Raw genomic sequence first — 18,512 nt, 5'->3', positions numbered from 1 at the left:
TCATATGATTCGCCTTGTATTACTCCAACTCCTGACGAGCACGATAAAGTGCAGAACTAATTACTTGATGCATGTCATAGTATTTATACTCAGCAAGTCGGCCTCCAAAAATCACGTCAGACTCATTTTTTGCCAACTTTCTATATTTATTATAGCGTTCCATATTTGCGTCATTATTCACAGGATAATACCTTTCCTTACCAAGTACCCATGAATCTGGGTATTCCTTTGTCAACACCGAGAATGGTGATGAGCAATAGCGAGAGAAGTGACGATGCTCAATAACTCTAGTATAGGGGATGGATGCTTCAGAATAGTTTATAACTGCATTACCCTGTACATTCTCACTCTCAAAAACTTCATGTTCAAATCTAAGAGAGCGATATTCTAGTGCACCAAAACAGTATGAGAAGTACTCATCTATAGCACCCGTGAACACGATCTTTTTCGCCAACTTACGATATTTTTCCTGATTATCAAAAAAATCCACCCCTAATTTCACATCGACACCATCAATCAATGACTTTATTAATGTGTTATAACCACCAAATGGAATCCCTTGGTACTTATCACTGAAATAATTGTTATCATATGTAAATCTAACAGGAATACGCTTAATTATAAACGCCGGTAATTCAGTTGCTTTTTTTCCCCACTGTTTCTCTGTATAACCTTTAATAAGCTTTTCGTATATGTCTCGCCCGACTAATGAGAGGGCTTGCTCCTCCAAATTTGCAGGGGGAGTTGCATTATTATATTCAGCCCTCTGTTTTTCTATCATAGCCATAGCCTCTTCCGGGTTTTTTACACCCCATAGACCATGAAATGTATTCATATTAAACGGTAAGTTATATTGTTCATCCTTATATCTTACCAATGGACTATTTATATATGGTTCCATCTCAACGTGAGCACAAACAAAGTCCCATATTTCTTTATCATTGGTATGAAATATATGGGCGCCATACTTATGTACAATCACACCATGTTGTTGCTCGCAGTAAACGTTGCCACCAATATGCTCTCGCTTATCAATTATCAAGCAACGTTTCCCATTATCCTTCATCTGGTTTGCGAATGTCGCACCATACAATCCGCACCCTACGATAAGATAATCATATTCTGTCATATTGATTCCTTAATAAACTTGCTAAATAATTTTTTAACTCGGCTCTTTGACTCTAGATTTATCACCCCAGATTCATAAATGCGCAAATTTAGCTCTTGTGCAGCATATAAGATCCAAACATTAAAAAGCCTCTCTGATATAAAACCAAATACTCTGCGCTGATAACTATCGTAGGAACTAATATCAATAGACATCTCTAACTCAAATAGCACAGAAAAAATCCACTCCCAACATTCTCTAAATAATTGTTGAGGCATGACAAACATATTGCAAGTATGGATACTTCTTTGGCATGAAAAGTCATCAAAATACTTTAAATATTTTGGATACTTATCCTTTATAATACTTCTAGTAATCTCATAATCAGCATGAACATGATTTATTTTATAATCCTGTTCAATATGAGCATGGAACTTAATTCTCTTGGGTATTACTATGTCATAACATTTAAATAATTTATCAAGTTCACATGCAGTTACACAAGAATTAACCCCCCAACGTCCTATAAACTTTTCCTCATTTCTAGCACCCAATTTAAAATGACGCCGATAATGAACTAATCCTACATGTGTTGAGTTATCATTTCTCAACATCCAATATATTGCAGACAACTCACAAAAGTTTCCATTTTTCAATGAAATATTATCATTACCGATATCATCTCTTACCAAACAGAAATGCGTCTCCCTTAATGCGGCTCCTACCTCTATAGGCACATAAATATTTTCATCACTTGGATAACTATATGGCTTATGTGTTGCAACATATATTTTTATTGTCATAAAAACAAAGACCTTTATATTTTGAAAGCCATTTAAAAAAAAAGATTATTAATAAGTGTTTTTTCTACTGATACAAAGAGAACTCCACATTATAAACATAGCTCTAAACTTATCAAGATTAATATAATTAACACTCTGAATCATATTTGTTTCAACATATAACACTTTCGAATTATGGCAATTTGGTAGCCACTCTTTGTTTTCAGGCATGCCAAAGTTATCGTTATATATTCCCAAGATAGGCTTACCTAGCCCTGCACTAATGTGAACAGTTGCAGTATCTACGGAAACCATACCAACACTCGCTCTTACCTGGGCAAACAAAGCCCCAAGTGATGGCGGCTGGTTATAGATAAAAACTCTTTCTTTAGACGCAACAGACATCATTGATATAATGCGGTCAATTTCTTCCAGCTGATTAGGTGGATATAATAGACAGATATTGAAATCCGATTCAGCCAGCATTATATCTATCAGATTCAATACATTCTCTTTATTGAATACTCTTGAGCTCCCACTTCCATATGGATTAAAGCATATAGTCGGAACCTTAGGCCAATGTTCCCTGACCTTCATTTCATCTTCAGTGAAATATGGGATTATATATTTACTGTCAAACTCACCAACCCCCATAGATTTCAGCGCTTCAGAAAACTTTATCGAAAAATGAACATTTTCTGTTTTTTTACCCAGTTTAATATCAACACATTGCAAATCATCATCGATCCCAATAACATGCTTCGGGTTTGCTTTTTTTATAAAATACATGTCTTTCATCTTCATACTTTTTGAAAAATGTACAAGATAATCGACATTTCCTAGCGAAGAGGCCAAACTCGCTAGTTGATTATATGATGGTCTTTTGGGTATACAAAAAACCTCATCAAATTCAAAATACTCTCTGAATAAGTGAGCTATATCGGGTGATGTGATAGCGATTACCTTCTGCATTGGGTATTTTTTTTTGATCTCTCTAGCAACCCACGATGAAACTATCGCATCACCCAGCTTTGCGTCCCAACGGACGAATACTGTGGCTCCTCGTTGTTCATATAATGAGTTTGTAACAGGGCGGTCAAAAATCATAATTCCTATTTTACGACGAATGATATCGCGCCATAATTGCAATTTCTTAATCATTTTCTTCCCTCCAGAGGCGATACCTTTATTGTGGTAATTAAAGCCGAAAATAAAAACATGAAGAATATCATCCCGGAGTTATGACTTATAAATGCTTGACTCAAGCTATAATCAACAAGAGTTAATGATGAAACCGCCAACATACTACTAACCAACAAGTTATCTCTATTTTTACTCGCAACCCAAAGTGGATAAAAGTACAGCAGAGCTAACATCAAGAAGCCTATAATGCCGCGTTTAGCCAATTCATCTAAAAATTGATTATGTGCATGTGAGTTAAAATTATAAATGAACTCAGATATAGAACCATTATTATATTGGTTTAATTGTGATAAGCGAATGCCGTTATTTCCCCAACCAAAAATTGGTTTTTCCAAAAAAGAGTTATATGCACTTTCCCACAACTGCAATCGAATGCCTAGAGATGTATCCGGGTTCACACCATCAAAATAATGAACAACATCTGCTTTCGCATTATATATCCTATCCATTACGCCACTTTGCGGAAGCAAAGCCAAGAAAAACAATAAGGCACATACTGTACTTGCATAGAGACCATCTTTGAGGGATAGCTGTTTTCGAAAATAAAAAACTATTGTAAACAATACGATTGGAAGTAAAACACAGCCACCTCTGGTCCCGGAGAGAAAACTGCCTATCCCCCCCATTAAAAATGAAAGAAGCATAATGGCAGCAATGCTTTTCTTCCCTAAATTGCGGAACCAAAAAAAAGCACATAGACATAACAATGCCAATGTCATGCTGATGTTGCCTGACTGAATTGGCATGCTTTCATCAAAAGCTCGTGGCATTCCTAAATAAACTTTCTCATATATCGCAATTAGACCTGAACTAATTGCTCCAATAGAAAGCCCCGCAATAAACACATTAATATTTACGGGAAACAAACTCAATAAAGGCAATGTCATTGCAGCCATTAATAGGCGACTTGGTCGGTCTAACTCTTTGAGAGCACCACCATCAATCCAGATTGACACGGCTTGGATGATAAAAAAAGAGATGAATATATATGATAATATTTTCACCTCAGAACTCATTGCCAAATAATACCTTTTACGCCAAAAGACAAAAGCACTTGCCAAAACTAAAATGCTGGGCCCATATCCATAACCACTGGGAACAGTTAAAACTATTGCACCAAATAAAAAAGCTGCAAATTGCACAATAATATTTAGTCGTAGGCAATTTTTATCTAAATTCACAAGTTATTTCCTGAACACATAATTCCCGCGAATTTTGCGCCACAGCCCGAATACATCAGTACGGGGGAAGATAGCAATCCGGCGGATCTGGAAAGGGTCCTGGTGCATCGCTTTGGGGCCGCTATTGGTAGCAACGGCAAAACGATACCCGGCAGCGATAGCCTGCTCCTTGGCACTCTCGTTCATATCTCCGTAAGGGTAGGCAAACGAGAGCAGCGGATGGCCAAGCAGGGCCTCCAGTTGGCGTTTATTCTCCTGAATTTCATGGGCTTGTTGTTCGGGTGTGAGCTTGCTCAAGCGGGGGTGAGTCAGGGTATGACCACCAATTTCCACATGACCGCTGGCGGCCAGCGCCTTGACCTGCTCACCACTCATCAATGAGACCTTGGTGTCCGGATTGGTCGGATGCTCCACATCCCAACGGTTATAGCCTTCACCGGTGACCACGTACACCACGGCTTTGTAACCATATTTTTCCAGCAGTGGCTGCATGCGGGTCAGATTGTCCTGATAGCCGTCATCGGCAGTGATCATCAGGTACTTCTTGCCGTATTGCAGACGGTGGATAAAGCCTTTGTCCGCCAGATCGCGGAACGTCAGGGTTTCGTAGCCGAGCCACTTCATCAGTCGCAGATGCTTCTCGAACATGGTGATCGGCATCCAGGTGCCATGCACCCCTTTCTCGCTATCCTGTTCGATAAAGCGGTGGTACATGATGACGGGCATCTCGCGGCGCAGGGTTTCGACTACGGCATCCTGATAGATGGTTTCGAGGCCAGATACTACCCCCTGCAAGCCATACTCATCCTGAATGCGTTGGCGAATGGCTTCCGGCACCGTCTTGCTGGCCAAGGCGGTCTCGATTTCTCCCTTCAGGGCAGCAAAATCGATAGCCAGATCCTTGGGGCCGATATCACCAAAATTACTCGCCAGCGCCTCGTCCAGATTCTGTTCGGTCACCAGACCAATGGCCCTGGCTTCACCAATGGCAAAGGCGGGCCGACCACAGAGCAGTGCTTCCATCGCCACCCGACCGGCGCCGATCACCAGATCGCAACTCGCCAGCAGAGCGGGTACATCATCGACATAACCGACAAACTCGGCGCGCCCTTCGAAACGGGCAAAGCGCTCCGGCACCTTGGTACCGCTGACAATCCGCACCCGACAAGCATCCAGGTCGAGCACTTCATCGAGCAAGCGGTAGCAGAGCTCCCCTTTGGGGCCGCTCAGACGCCCGATGATGGCAATCACCGGTTTGGCATTGTCCGGCGCAGGCACAGGCTGGAATTTGTCGGTTTCGATACCGTTACGCAGCACCTGAACGATCGCAGGATCGACCCCCAGATTGTCGACAATCTGATGGGCAATATCCTCACAAACGGCAACCGCCCGATAGCCGAGTGCATGGAACGCCTTGCGCGAAGCGTGCACCGGCTGGCGGCCATGCACCGTGGTGATCATCGGGGTACCGGTCAGCTTGCAGGCGACATAGCTGCTCCAGCCGGAGGCGCGGGAGTGAGCGTGTACCAACTGGATATGGTGCTTCTTGATGAGATAGATGAGGTAAAAGACGTGCCAGAAACGGCGCAAGATGCTGCGCTTGTTGAATCTCAGCTTGAAGACGGGGCCAAGCGTCGGCTTGGTCAGGGTATCTGACACATAAAAGACGTTGTGACCACGCCGGGTCAGTTCGTTACCGACCGTGGTGGCATAGACCTCAGCTCCCGTTACCTCGAGCTGGGAGAGTGCCATCAATATATTCATCGCGCGGTTACCCGGTAGAGAAGAGAGGAACGGCAAGCAGCCACAGAGACCAGAAACCGGAGGCAGGCGAGTGCCCACTTCCGGTTTTGCGCTCAAACTGCCGCGTTGTGCTCACCCGTTAGCGGTTGAGCCAGGCCATGTAATCCGCTACCCCTTCGGCAACGGTTTTAAACTCGGCGTCATAACCCACGCTGCGCAGCTTGGTCATGTCAGCCTGGGTGAAGCTCTGGTAGCGACCCTTGAGGTGATCCGGGAAGGGAATGTACTCAATGGCTCCCTTCTGATGATGCTTGATCACCGCTTCGGCCACGTTCTGGAACGGCTCGGCACGACCGGTACCGCAGTTGAAGATGCCGGAGTGCTGCGGGTTCTGCCAGAACCAGAGGTTTACCTTGCAGACGTCGTCGATATAGATGAAGTCACGCATCTGACCACCGTTGGGGAAGCCATCGCAACCTTCGAACAGCTTGGGATTCTCGCCCTTCTTCACCTGGGTATTGAGGTGGAAGGCGACGGAAGCCATGGAGCCTTTGTGCTGCTCGCGCGGGCCGTAGACGTTGAAGTACTTGAGGCCAACGACCTGAGAGTTGATCTCCGGTATCCAGCGGCGCACGTACTGGTCAAACAACTGCTTGGAGTAGCCGTAGACGTTGAGCGGCTGTTCGAACTTGGGATCTTCGATGAAGTTGTCGTTGCGGCCACCGTAGGTCGCGGCAGAAGAGGCGTAAATGAACGGAATTTCACGCTCGATGCAGTAGTGGAACAGATCCTTGGAGTACTCGTAGTTGACCTCCATGATGAACTTGCCGTTCCATTCGGTGGTGGCAGAGCAGGCACCTTCGTGGAAGATCACCTCGATGCCGTTATCCCACTCTTCAAACTCGTCACCGGAGACGACGCGAGCCTGAAACTCGTCTTTGTCCATGTAGTCAGCGATGGTCAGATCGACCAGGTTGACGAACTTGGTGCCGTCGGTCAGGTCATCAATGACCACGATATCGGTCCGTCCTTGAGCGTTCAGCTGCTTGACCAGATTGCTGCCGATAAAGCCAGCACCGCCAGTTACTACGATCATGGAGTTTGCCTCTCGTACGTTGATGGCTACATGTGACTGCTTGTTAAAGCTGTGTATAGTGAGCCAATTTGAAATTGCCGAAAAGTTTATCACGGGCCGTCCGGGGATTCGACCTTGTTCAAAACTGCCCCGAGCGGAACCTGTTGGAGGAATGAGTGATGAAAACCAGAGACAGGATCATTCACAGCGCGACCGAGCTGTTCAACGATCAGGGTGAACGCAACATCACCACCAACCACATTGCGGCGCACATGGGCATCAGCCCGGGCAACCTCTACTACCACTTCCGCAATAAAGAAGACATCATCCACTCCATCTTCGACCAGTATGCCCGTCACCTGAGCGAGAGCTTCGTGCCGACCCGCAACCGTGAAATCACCCTGCAGGATCTGATGGGCTATCTCGATGCCATCTTCTATCTGATGTGGCAGTTCCGCTTCTTCTACGCCAACCTGCCGGACATCCTGAGCCGTGACGAACCGCTGCAACAGAAGTACCTCAAGGCCCAGGAGCAGATGCGCTCCTCCGTGGTCGCGCTGCTCAGAAGCCTGCGCGAAGGGGGCATTATTGATGTCAGCGATGAAGACCTGCCGGATCTGGGCCAGACCATCAAGATGGTGGTGACCTGCTGGATCCCGTTCCAGATCGCTCAGGCCCCCAACACCCGCATCACCAAACCTCTGCTCTATCAGGGCGTGTTGAAGGTGCTGTTCCTGCTGCGCCCCTATGTGCAACCCCAGGTGGCCGGACAGATCCAGCAGCTGGAACAACACTACCGTCAGCTGGCCCAACCAGCTGGGTGAGATCTGTTTCACATTTGTTGAATATCAGCACAATCATTTGAATTTACCGCAACAGATTGCAGTAAAATGTCGCCCTCTGTTGATACGCAGCTGAAATAGCCACTAAGGATCGAGGATGTCTAACGGATTCTATCGTCACCTGACCGAGCAACTGAACCAGGTGCATGCTGAAGGGTTGTACAAGCAGGAGCGCATCATCACCTCCGCCCAGCAGGCCAGCATCGCCGTCGGCGGTGAGCAGGTGCTGAACTTCTGTGCCAACAACTATCTTGGGCTGGCCAACCACCCGGATCTGATCGCTGCCGCCCATCAGGGACTCGACAGCCACGGCTTCGGCATGGCCTCGGTGCGCTTTATCTGTGGCACCCAGGACCAGCACAAAGCGCTGGAGCAGAAGATGTCCGCCTTTCTCGGCACCGAGGACACCATCCTCTACTCCTCCTGTTTCGATGCCAACGGCGGCCTGTTCGAGACCCTGTTCGGCGCCGAAGATGCCATCATCTCCGATGCCCTCAACCACGCCTCCATCATCGACGGCGTGCGGCTGTGCAAGGCCAAGCGCTATCGCTACGCCAACAACGACATGGCCGAGCTGGAAGCCCAGCTCAAGCAGGCTGACGCCGATGGCGCCCGCTTCAAGCTGATCGCCACCGACGGTGTCTTCTCCATGGATGGGGTCATCGCCGACCTCAAATCCATCTGCGATCTGGCAGACAAATACGATGCGCTGGTGATGGTGGATGACTCCCACGCCGTCGGCTTTATCGGCGAAAATGGTCGCGGCACCCACGAATACTGTGGCGTGATGGATCGGGTCGACATCATCACCGGTACCTTGGGCAAGGCGCTCGGCGGCGCATCCGGCGGCTATACCTCCGGCAAGAAAGAGGTGATCGACTGGCTGCGTCAGCGCTCCCGCCCGTACCTCTTCTCCAACTCGCTGGCCCCCTCCATCGTTGCCGCCACTATCAAGGTGATCGACATGCTGGCGGAAGGTCACGACCTGCGTGCTCGCCTGAAAGAGAACAGCCGTTACTTCCGCAAGCGGATGAGCGCCGCCGGCTTCACTCTGGCTGGCGCCGACCACGCCATCATTCCGGTGATGTTGGGGGATGCCAAACTGGCCTCCGAAATGGCAAGCCGCATGCTGGCAGCCGGCATCTATGTGGTGGGCTTCTCCTTCCCGGTCGTGCCCAAGGGTCAGGCCCGCATTCGCACCCAGATGTCTGCCGCCCATACCCGCGAGCAGCTGGACAAGGCGATCGACGCCTTTATCCGCATCGGCCGTGAACTCGGCGTTATCTGATTTGAATCAAGGGGCTGCAGCCCCTTTTTTCTGCATTCATATTGAAGGAACAGCCATGAAAGCACTCTCCAAACTGCACAAAGAGGTCGGCATCTGGATGACGGATGTGCCGGCCCCCGAGCTCGGCCACAACGACCTGCTGATCAAGATCCGCAAAACCGCCATCTGCGGCACCGATATCCATATCTACAACTGGGACGAGTGGTCCCAGAAGACCATTCCGGTACCCATGGTGGTCGGCCACGAATATGTTGGGGAAGTGGTCGCTATCGGTCAGGAGGTGCGCGGCTTCGCCATCGGCGATCGGGTCTCCGGTGAAGGGCATATCACCTGCGGTCACTGCCGTAACTGCCGCGCTGGCCGCACTCACCTCTGCCGCAACACCATTGGTGTTGGCGTCAACCGCCCGGGCGCCTTTGCCGAGTATCTGGTGATCCCCGCATTCAACGCCTTCAAGCTGCCGGACAACATCCCGGACGAGCTGGCCGCCATCTTCGACCCGTTCGGCAATGCGGTACACACCGCCCTCTCCTTCGATCTGGTGGGTGAAGATGTGCTCATCACCGGGGCAGGCCCCATCGGTATCATGGCCGCCGCCGTCTGCCGCCATGTGGGTGCGCGCCATGTGGTAATCACCGATGTCAACGAATACCGGCTGGAGCTGGCCCGCAAGATGGGCGCCACCCGCGCGGTCAACGTGGCCAAGGAGAAGCTGGCCGACGTAATGAGCGAGCTGGGCATGACCGAAGGCTTCGATGTGGGGCTGGAGATGTCCGGCGTCCCGAGCGCCTTCCAGGAGATGCTCGACAAGATGAACCACGGCGGCAAGATCGCCATGCTTGGCATCCCCCCCTCCACCATGGCCATCGACTGGAACAAGGTGATCTTCAAGGGGCTGTTTATCAAAGGGATCTATGGCCGCGAGATGTTCGAGACCTGGTACAAAATGGCCAGCCTGATCCAGTCCGGGCTGGATCTCTCCCCCATCATCACCCACAGATTCCACATCGACGAATTCCAGCAGGGGTTCGATGCGATGCGCTCCGGCCACTCCGGCAAGGTGATCCTGAGCTGGGACAAATAACCCATTTCACCCCTTGGGTACCCGAAACCCGGCGAATGCCGGGTTTCTTTTTATCTCCACCACCAGAATTGCCGTGATATCGGCCAAAACTTTGCACGCAGAGTGTTTAACACTTCACACACAAGCGTTTAAATGGCTGTAACTATTCGGTTATAATCCCGTCGTTTACATGGATAATAAAAGACTGCTGGGAGTATATGAGCGTGTTGAAAAAACTGAGCTATTTGCTGGCTGTCGGGATGACGGCCGCCAGCTTGTCTGGGGCAGTGCTTGCTGCCGATGAGATGTCACCGGAAGCCATTGCCGAGCGGATCAAACCAATCGGTCAGGTCTATACCGCCAAGGATCTGGAAGGTATTGCCGGCGCGAGTGCTGCTCCGGCGGCGGCCGCCTCTTCCGGTCCCCGCGATGGCGAAACGGTATACAAGGGCGCCTGCTTTGCCTGTCACGACACCGGCGCCGCTGGTGCCCCCAAACGGGGTGACAAGGCAGCCTGGGATCCTCGCATCGCCCAGGGCATTGATACTCTCAAGAAACATGCCATTGAAGGCTTTACCGGCAAGTCCGGCATGATGCCTCCGCGCGGCACCTGTGCGAACTGTAGTGATGAAGAGATTGAAAACGCCATCCACTACATGATCGACAAGCTGTAAGTATTTGAAAGGGCCGCAATTGCGGCCCTTTCAATCTATCGACTTCCGACTACTCTTGTAAGGTAGACATATCGGGAGTTGCACATGTCGGCCCAATCCATCGAACCCCACTACTCAACTCCTCTGTTGGCGTTAGTCTCTGCCATTATGGACTTCCCGGCGCCACAAACCGCCACGTCTGACGATTACGATTCCCTGATCCAGCAGATTGACCAACTCTGCCCGCTGCAACATTTCGGCATGCTGGGCCTCTCCGATACCGGTCTGAACTGGCTTTACGCCTACAAGGTCAGCGACATCTTCAAGCAACAGCTGGGCCGTGAGCAGTCCCGCATCACAGACCAGCTCACCCAGCTGGATGAGGCCGAAGGGTGGTGCGTCTTCCCCATCGAGCATGGCCAGATACAGTGGTTGTTGGCGCGTGGCACCCCAGCCGACCTGCCGACCCTGCGCCTGCTGCTGGAGTGTCTGGCCAAACGGCTGACCGAAACCCAGGCGGGCTCCCATCTCACCGAGCTCCCTTCGCCGCTGATCCGCAAAGACCCGAACTGGAAAAAGAAAATCGAGAGCATCAGCCGCATCATGCGGCTCGCCAATACCCTGCCGGCTCAGGCGCTCTTCTCCCAGCTGGAAGCGGTACTGCGCCAGATGCTCACCATTGAGGACATGCTGCTGGTCAGATTAACCAGTCAGAAGCTGGAAAAGATCTACCCTGCCCATCCCCATCAGGGAGACGAGTTCATCAGCGGCTTGTGCCACAGCACCAGCAATATCGAGGTGAGCAGGGAGTCACGCTACTGGCACAGCATGCCGCTGCGGCTGCAACAACAGTACTTCGCCCACTTCATCATCAGCACGGCTCAACCGCTGGAGACCGACGACAAGCTGTTTCTCGACTTCCTGCGTGGTCAGCTCACCCTGCTGCTGGAGCTGAGACGGATCCGCCAGCAGCTCAACGACATCAATACTGAAGACTCCATCAACCAGCGGCTGCAACAGCTGCGTCAGACCAACCTCAGGCTGCAAAAGCAGCTCAAGCAGCATCAGGAGCTGGAACGGCGGCTGCAATTCGATGCGCTTCACGACCCGCTGACCCAGCTGCCCAACCGCGCGCTGTTGATGAACCACCTCAACCACGCCATGACCCACTACAACCGCTACAAGTCGCCGGGATTCGCGGTGATTTTTATCGATGTGGATCACTTCAAGCAGATCAATGACACCCTGGGCCACAGTGCTGGCGATCAGCTGCTCAAGGAAGTCAGCCGCCGCCTGCAAACCTGCATCCGGCAAAACGATCTGGTGGCCAGACTGGGGGGCGACGAGTTTGTCATCTATCTGGACAGCAGCAAGAGCGACGATGACATCAGCCCGGTGCTCAACCGCATTATCAGTCGTCTCTCCTACCCGTTTCGGCTACTCGGCAATGAGCTGAGCATTACCGTCAGCCTTGGGGTATCGAGCGTCTCCGAGCAAACCTCAGATATCAGCCAGCTGCTCCATCAGGCCGATTTGGCCATGTATCAGGCCAAGCGCAATGGTCGCAGTCGCATCGTCAGCTACTCGGATGATTGCATCAACCAGAACTGGAATTCGCCGGAAGAGATGCTGGCCAGAGCCCTGCGGGAGGGGCGTATCGTCCCCTATTTCCAACCGGTGATCCGGCTGCAGGATAGCCGCCTGACCGGACTGGAGGTGATGGCGCGCTGGCTGACCGAGGAGGGCATCCTGAAGGATGCGTTCGACTTTATTCCGCTGGCAGAGCAGTGCGGCCTGATTCTGGAGCTGGATTACCAGATCCTGCGCCACACCTGTCAGCAACTGAAGAACTGGCTGCCAATCTCCGGGCAGGGCAAGTTCAAGATCGCCATCAATCTGTCGGGCAAGCATCTGGTCAACCATGACCACATCATGCGACTGATGGGGATCATCGAAGAGGAAGGGGTCGCACCCGGCTATCTGATTTTTGAATTCAACGAGCGGGAGCTGTCGCGGCAAGATTCCGATGCGCTGGCATCCCTGCACGAGCTGCGCGCCAAGGGCATCCAGATCAGCCTCGATGATTTCGGGACCGGCTTCTCCTCCCTCAACGCCCTGTTCCACTTCCCGGTGGACTACATCAAGGTGGATGACAGCTTTACCCAGCGGATGCTGCAATCACCCAAAGATTTGGCGCTGATCCGCGCCATGCGGGATATCTGTCAGGATCTCGATTACACCCTGGTAGTCGAGGGGATCGAGAACCAGCAGCAATTGCAGAAGCTGATTGATATTGGCTGCCGGATGGGGCAAGGGCGCTATATATCTCCGCCCATGCCGGGAGCAGATATAGTGCCGCTACTGACTCCGGCCAATCCTTAGGGTTAATCCTTCTTGAACAACGCACGCAGGTTGGCAACACCGACCTGTCCCTTCTGCTGGCGCTCCTCGGCAGTCACCTTCTTCTGGTTTTCCCATTCAAGGTCATCCTGCGGCAGCTCCAGCAGGAAGCGGCTCGGCTCGGGCCGTACCGACTCGCCAAACTGGCGCCGCTCCTTGCAGAGGGTAAAGGTCAGCTCGGTCTGGGCCCGGGTGATGCCCACGTAGGCGAGGCGCCGTTCCTCCTCTACGTTGTCCTCGTCGATGCTGGTCTGGTGGGGCAGCAAGCCCTCCTCCATCCCCACCATATAGACATAGGGGAACTCCAGCCCCTTTGAGGCGTGCAGCGTCATCAACTGCACCTGATCCGCATCATCCTCACCTTCGTTGCGTTCCATCATGTCGCGTAGGGTGAGGCGAGTGACCACCTGAGCCAGCGTCATCGACTCCTCCAGCTCATCCCCTTCCAGCATCTCGGTGATCCAGCGATAGAGGGTGGAGACGTTCTGCATCCGCATCTCGGCCGCTTTCGGGCTGGGGGAGGTCTCGTAGAGCCACTCTTCGTAGTGGATCTCCTTGATCATGTCCCGCACCGCCTCCACCGGATTGCCGCGCAGCGCCTGATCGCCAAGGCGTACCAGCCAGTTGGTGAAAGCCTGCAGGGCCACGAGGCCCCGCCCGGAGAGGTGCTGCTCGAGCCCCAGCTCGAAGCTGGCGGCAAACAGGCTCTTGCCGCGTTGATTGGCATACTGCCCCAGTTTTTCGAGGGTAGTGGGGCCAATCTCGCGGCGCGGCAGGTTGACCACCCGCAGGAAGGCGGTGTCCTCATCCGGATTCACCAGCAGCTTGAGGTAGGCCATGATGTCCTTGATCTCGGTGCGGGAGAAAAACGAGGTGCCGCCGGAGATGCGATAAGGAATCCGGTTGGTCATCAACGCCTTCTCGAAGATGCGCGACTGATGGTTGCCCCGATAGAGGATGGCGTAATCCTTGAACCGGGTGCGGTTCATAAACTTGTGGCCCATCATCTCGGCGGCAATCCGCTCCGCTTCGTGCTCCTCGTTCTTGGCGAACAGCACCTTGAGCTTCACCCCCTCATCCAGCTCGGAGAAGAGCGCCTTGTCATAGACGTGGGGATTGTTGGCGATCAGGATGTTGGCGCACTTGAGGATACGCCGCTTGGAGCGGTAGTTCTGCTCCAGCTTGATCAGCTTGAGGCTGGGGAAATCTTCGCTCAGCAGCACCAAATTCTGCGGCTTGGCCCCACGCCAGGAGTAGATCGACTGGTCGTCATCCCCCACCACGGTAAAGCGGGCCCGCTCGCCGACGATCTGCTTCACCAGTTCGTACTGGCTGGTGTTGGTGTCTTGGTACTCATCGACCAGCAGATAGCGGATCTTGTTCTGCCAGCGCTCGCGCACCTCCTGATTGCTCTTGAGCAGCAGGGTCGGCATCACGATGAGGTCGTCAAAATCCAGGGCGTTATAGGCCACCATCTGGCGGTGATAACGCTCGTAGAGCTGGGCCATCAACACCTCTTCCGGCCCGCGAGCAATACGCATGGCGCGGGCCGGCAGGATAAGATCGTTCTTCCAGTTGGAGATTTGGCTGATAAGGGCCGAGAGCTTGTCCTTGTCGTTGTCGAGATCGTCTTCAGTCAACTCTTTCAGCAGCGCCAGCTGGTCGGTGTCATCGAACAGGGAGAAGTTGGCCTTGAGATTCAGGCTCTTGTGCTCCCGACGAATGATATCGAGACCCAGGGTATGGAAGGTGGAGACCATCAGCCCCCGCGCCTCCTTGCGACCCAGGGTCTGGCCGACCCGCTCCTTCATCTCCCGCGCCGCCTTGTTGGTAAAGGTGACCGCAGCGATGTTGCGCGCACTGTAGCCGCACTGCTGCACCAGATAGGCAATCTTGTTGGTGATGACGCGGGTCTTGCCCGATCCGGCACCCGCCAGCACCAGGCAAGGGCCGGAGACATACTTGACCGCTTCGTTCTGATTGGGGTTGAGCTTCATGGGCCGGATCTCTTGGCTTATGATGAGGGGCGGCATTGTACCAGAAATCACCCGATGAGCCGTACCTGCTGCACGGCAAGCAACCGCCATTCCGACTTATCGCACCTTGTGTTCGGGCGCTATTTTCAGGATCATGGCCGACCTTCGAAATGATGACTTTTTCCAGATAGTGAGGGGAGCATGAATCAGCAACAGCACAACCAACTGCGCAGCCAGTTTCCGGCCTTGGCGCAGGAGGTAAACGGCCACCCTCTGGTCTATCTGGACAACGCCGCCACCACCCAGAAACCGCGCGCGGTACTGGATGCCATCGCTCACTACTATCGGGCCGACAACGCCAACGTGCACCGTGCCGCCCACGCCCTGAGTGGCCGCGCCACCCTCGCCTTCGAAGATGCCCGCGAGACGGTCGCCCGCTTCATCAATGCACCCCGCAGCCACGAGGTGATCTGGACCCGCGGCACCACGGAAGCGATCAATCTGGTAGCCCAGAGCTGGGGGATGAGCGAGCTCAAGGCGGGGGATGAAATCATCCTCAGTACGCTGGAGCACCACGCCAACATCGTCCCGTGGCAGCTGGTCGCCCAGCGCACCGGCGCAGTCATCCGGGTTATCCCCCTCGATGAGCGGGGCGATCTCGATCTGGCCGCCTATCACGCCATGCTGGGGCCACGCACCCGGCTGGTGAGCGTGGCCCACGTATCCAATGCCCTTGGCACCGTCAATCCAGTCAAAGAGATGGTGGCAGCGGCCAAGGCAGTCGGCGTTCTGACCCTGATCGACGGCGCCCAAGCGGTGGCTCATCTCGAGGTGGATGTGCAAACCATCGGTTGCGACTTCTATGCCTTCTCCGGCCACAAACTCTATGGCCCGACCGGCATCGGCGTGTTGTGGGGCCGCACCGAGCTATTGGAGCGGATGCCGCCCTGGCAAGCCGGTGGCGAGATGATCGATCGGGTCAGTTTCAGCGGCACCACCTTCAATACCCTACCCTTCAAGTTCGAGGCGGGCACCCCCCATATCGCCGGTGCTATCGGCCTCGCCGCCGCCATCGACTTTGTGATGGAGCAAGACCGGCAATGGCTCGCCAACCATGAACAGGCACTGACCGACTATCTGGTCGCAGGTCTGCAACAGGTGCCGGGGCTTCGTCTGATCGGCGAACCCAATCAGCGCGCCGGTGCTGTCTCTTTCTTGCTCGAGGATATCCACCCGCAGGATGCCGCTACCCTGCTCGATATGCAGGGGATCGCCCTGCGAGTCGGCCATCACTGCGCCATGCCGTTGATGGAGTCGCTCGGGATCGGCGGCACGATGCGCGCCTCGCTGGCCTGCTACAACAATCGGGACGATGTCGACGCCCTGCTGGCCGCCCTGCACAGACTCAGTGACTTCTTCTAAGGCAGACAACCGAATGAGTGACCTCGCAAGCTATACCCAGATTGGCCTTGAGCCCAACGCTGACACCATCCGCCAGCAGTTTGCCGCCGCTCATGGCTGGGAGAACCAGTACCGGCTCATCATCCAGCTCGGCAAGCAGCTGCCGGAGCTACCCGGCGAATGGCAGCAGGAGGAGTTTCGCCTCAAGGGGTGTGAAAGCCAGGCCTGGCTGAAGGGAGAACAAAGCGAGGATGGCTGCTGGAACTTTGCCTGTGATTCCGATGCCCGCATCGTGCGGGGCCTTATCGTCATCGTGCTGGCGGCACTCAACCACCAATCGTCTGCGGCGATCCAGGCTTTTGATATGGAAGGGTATTTCAGCGAACTGGGACTTGAGAAACACTTGAGCCCGTCACGAGGTAACGGGCTCAGAGCGATCGTGCTGGCGATCCGGGAACAAGCGGTCTAACCCGCCTTGTTCAGTGGTCGATTAGGCTTCGCCAATCGACCCAGCATCTTCATTCCCTGCCTCTTTCTCGGCGCGGGCACCCCGCTCGGCAATCTTCTTCAATACCCGGGACGCGGCAACCAGCCCAAAGGTTGCCGTCACCGGCGTCACGGCGCCAAAGCCGGAGGCGCAATCCATCTTCATGGTGCCATCGCTGGCCGCTTTGGCCTGACAGGTGCCACCATTGCCATCCGGATAGCTCAGCTGCTCGGTTGAGAAAACACACTCCACCCCGAATTTGCGCGCCGGATTCTTGCTGAAGTTGTGTAACCGGCGCAGGTCGGAGCGCACCTTGGCCGCCAACGGGTCTTGAATCGTCTTGGCCAAATCGGCCACGGTGATTTGGGTCGGATCCATCTGCCCGCCAGCACCACCCGCTACAATCACCGGGATCTTGTTACGCTTGCAGAAGGCAATCAGCGCCACCTTGGCCTTGACCGAGTCGATGGCGTCCACCACATAGTCAAACTCCCGCTTGATATGCTCGGCCAGATTGTCGGCGGTGACGAAATCGTCCACCTCGATCACGTCGCAATCCGGATTGATGGCGCGAATACGCTCGGCCATCACCTCGGTCTTGAGGCGACCGACCGTACCCTTCATGGCGTGGATCTGGCGATTGGTGTTGGTGATGCAGATATCGTCCATGTCGATCAGGGTGATCTGGTTGATACCGGCGCGGGCCAGCGCCTCCACCGCCCAGGAGCCCACACCGCCGATCCCCACCACACAGACCTTGGCCTGGCTAAAGGAACGCAGTGCGCTCTGACCATAAAGACGGGCAATGCCCCCGAATCGCTGTAGATATTCTGCTTTCATACCACCACCTTGCTTGAGGGCGGCCATTATAGCGACAACCACCGCCAGCCGCGATGGCATAACCGGAGAAAATCGGGAAGGAAAAACAGGGGGAAACGGCAGGGAAGAGGGAATAAAAGGTCAGTTATCTGACGATTTGCTGAATTGCAGGCAATAAAAAACCCCGCTCATTGAGCGGGGTTTCTTGTATTGGGTGCCTGGCAGTGTCCTACTCTCGCATGGCGAATGCCACACTACCATCGGCGCTACCGCGTTTCACTTCTGAGTTCGGCATGGGATCAGGTGGTTCCACGGCGCTATGGCCGCCAGGCAAATTCTTTAATCTAGAAAGCTGACGTGAGTAACGAGGTTGCCTATTGGCTTCGCTATCACTGAATTAGTAGTTCGCTTAGGTTTGCTACAAGCCTTAGAACACTTCTTGGGTGTTGTATGGTTAAGCCTCACGGGTAATTAGTATGGGTTAGCTCAAC

At 53.1% G+C, this 18,512-nt stretch carries 15 protein-coding genes and 1 rRNA gene; 7 read left to right on the top strand and 9 right to left on the bottom strand.

The annotated features are described in order from the left end of the window. Window positions 1-19 precede the first annotated feature (19 nt). From glf to rfaD, 6 genes are all read right to left on the bottom strand, one after another. Window positions 20-1,129: a UDP-galactopyranose mutase gene (glf, locus tag OKC31_RS12460; RefSeq protein WP_247823681.1), complete on the bottom strand. Its 1,110-nt coding sequence runs from the start codon at window positions 1,127-1,129 to the stop codon at window positions 20-22. Further along, window positions 1,126-1,911, bottom strand: coding sequence for a DUF4422 domain-containing protein (locus tag OKC31_RS12455; RefSeq protein ID WP_247823682.1), 786 nt, complete (start codon window positions 1,909-1,911; stop codon window positions 1,126-1,128). The genes glf and OKC31_RS12455 overlap by 4 nt, the downstream gene beginning before the upstream one ends. Before the next feature lie 48 nt (window positions 1,912-1,959). Then, a complete protein-coding gene (locus OKC31_RS12450; RefSeq protein ID WP_247823683.1) occupies window positions 1,960-3,051 on the bottom strand; it encodes a glycosyltransferase family 9 protein in 1,092 nt (363 codons plus the stop codon). After that, on the bottom strand, window positions 3,048-4,274 hold the full coding sequence (locus OKC31_RS12445; RefSeq protein WP_270657055.1) for an O-antigen ligase family protein: 1,227 nt from the start codon (window positions 4,272-4,274) through the stop codon (window positions 3,048-3,050). Before OKC31_RS12445 ends, OKC31_RS12450 begins: the two co-directional genes overlap by 4 nt. Before the next feature lie 3 nt (window positions 4,275-4,277). Beyond that, complete coding sequence (locus tag OKC31_RS12440) at window positions 4,278-6,038, bottom strand: polysaccharide deacetylase family protein (protein WP_270657054.1); 1,761 nt, start codon at window positions 6,036-6,038, stop codon at window positions 4,278-4,280. A gap of 118 nt (window positions 6,039-6,156) precedes the next feature. Next, window positions 6,157-7,113, bottom strand: coding sequence for an ADP-glyceromanno-heptose 6-epimerase (gene rfaD, locus OKC31_RS12435; protein WP_270657052.1), 957 nt, complete (start codon window positions 7,111-7,113; stop codon window positions 6,157-6,159). A gap of 158 nt (window positions 7,114-7,271) precedes the next feature. Between rfaD and OKC31_RS12430 the strand changes: the two genes are divergently transcribed. From OKC31_RS12430 to OKC31_RS12410, 5 genes are all read left to right on the top strand, one after another. Continuing rightward, window positions 7,272-7,916 carry a TetR/AcrR family transcriptional regulator gene (locus tag OKC31_RS12430; RefSeq protein ID WP_005340848.1) on the top strand — a complete coding sequence of 215 codons (645 nt, stop codon included), beginning with the start codon at window positions 7,272-7,274 and terminating at the stop codon, window positions 7,914-7,916. Between the two features lie 115 nt (window positions 7,917-8,031). Further along, window positions 8,032-9,222, top strand: a complete 1,191-nt coding sequence (locus OKC31_RS12425) for a glycine C-acetyltransferase (RefSeq protein WP_128834529.1) — start codon at window positions 8,032-8,034, stop codon at window positions 9,220-9,222. A 55-nt stretch (window positions 9,223-9,277) separates the two neighbouring features. Further along, on the top strand, window positions 9,278-10,306 hold the full coding sequence (gene tdh / locus OKC31_RS12420; protein ID WP_005340852.1) for an L-threonine 3-dehydrogenase: 1,029 nt from the start codon (window positions 9,278-9,280) through the stop codon (window positions 10,304-10,306). Between the two features lie 197 nt (window positions 10,307-10,503). Then, entirely contained in the window at window positions 10,504-10,959 is a 456-nt protein-coding gene (locus tag OKC31_RS12415; protein WP_019444987.1) for a c-type cytochrome, read from the top strand. A gap of 84 nt (window positions 10,960-11,043) precedes the next feature. Then, complete coding sequence (locus OKC31_RS12410) at window positions 11,044-13,320, top strand: putative bifunctional diguanylate cyclase/phosphodiesterase (protein WP_058056431.1); 2,277 nt, start codon at window positions 11,044-11,046, stop codon at window positions 13,318-13,320. Between the two features lie 2 nt (window positions 13,321-13,322). On the opposite strand, the gene rep is transcribed toward OKC31_RS12410, so the two are convergent. Continuing rightward, on the bottom strand, window positions 13,323-15,335 hold the full coding sequence (gene rep, locus OKC31_RS12405) for a DNA helicase Rep (RefSeq protein ID WP_247823686.1): 2,013 nt from the start codon (window positions 15,333-15,335) through the stop codon (window positions 13,323-13,325). A gap of 180 nt (window positions 15,336-15,515) precedes the next feature. On the opposite strand from rep, the gene OKC31_RS12400 reads away from it, so the two are divergent. Further along, window positions 15,516-16,736, top strand: coding sequence for an aminotransferase class V-fold PLP-dependent enzyme (locus OKC31_RS12400; RefSeq protein WP_201944787.1), 1,221 nt, complete (start codon window positions 15,516-15,518; stop codon window positions 16,734-16,736). 13 nt (window positions 16,737-16,749) lie between these two features. After that, window positions 16,750-17,184, top strand: coding sequence for a SufE family protein (locus tag OKC31_RS12395; protein WP_270657051.1), 435 nt, complete (start codon window positions 16,750-16,752; stop codon window positions 17,182-17,184). 21 nt (window positions 17,185-17,205) lie between these two features. On the opposite strand, the gene tcdA is transcribed toward OKC31_RS12395, so the two are convergent. After that, window positions 17,206-18,042 (bottom strand): tRNA cyclic N6-threonylcarbamoyladenosine(37) synthase TcdA, encoded by an 837-nt coding sequence (tcdA, locus tag OKC31_RS12390; RefSeq protein WP_270657050.1) that lies wholly within the window; start codon window positions 18,040-18,042, stop codon window positions 17,206-17,208. 195 nt (window positions 18,043-18,237) lie between these two features. Beyond that, window positions 18,238-18,352, bottom strand: a 5S ribosomal RNA gene (rrf, locus tag OKC31_RS12385). Window positions 18,353-18,512: the final 160 nt, after the last annotated feature.

Source organism: Aeromonas sp. Y293-4, from assembly GCF_027705905.1.
Taxonomy (GTDB): Bacteria; Pseudomonadota; Gammaproteobacteria; order Enterobacterales; family Aeromonadaceae; genus Aeromonas; species Aeromonas veronii.
The sequence above is the reverse complement of the archived record's forward strand: the minus strand, read 5'-3'. Positions and strand labels throughout refer to the sequence as shown.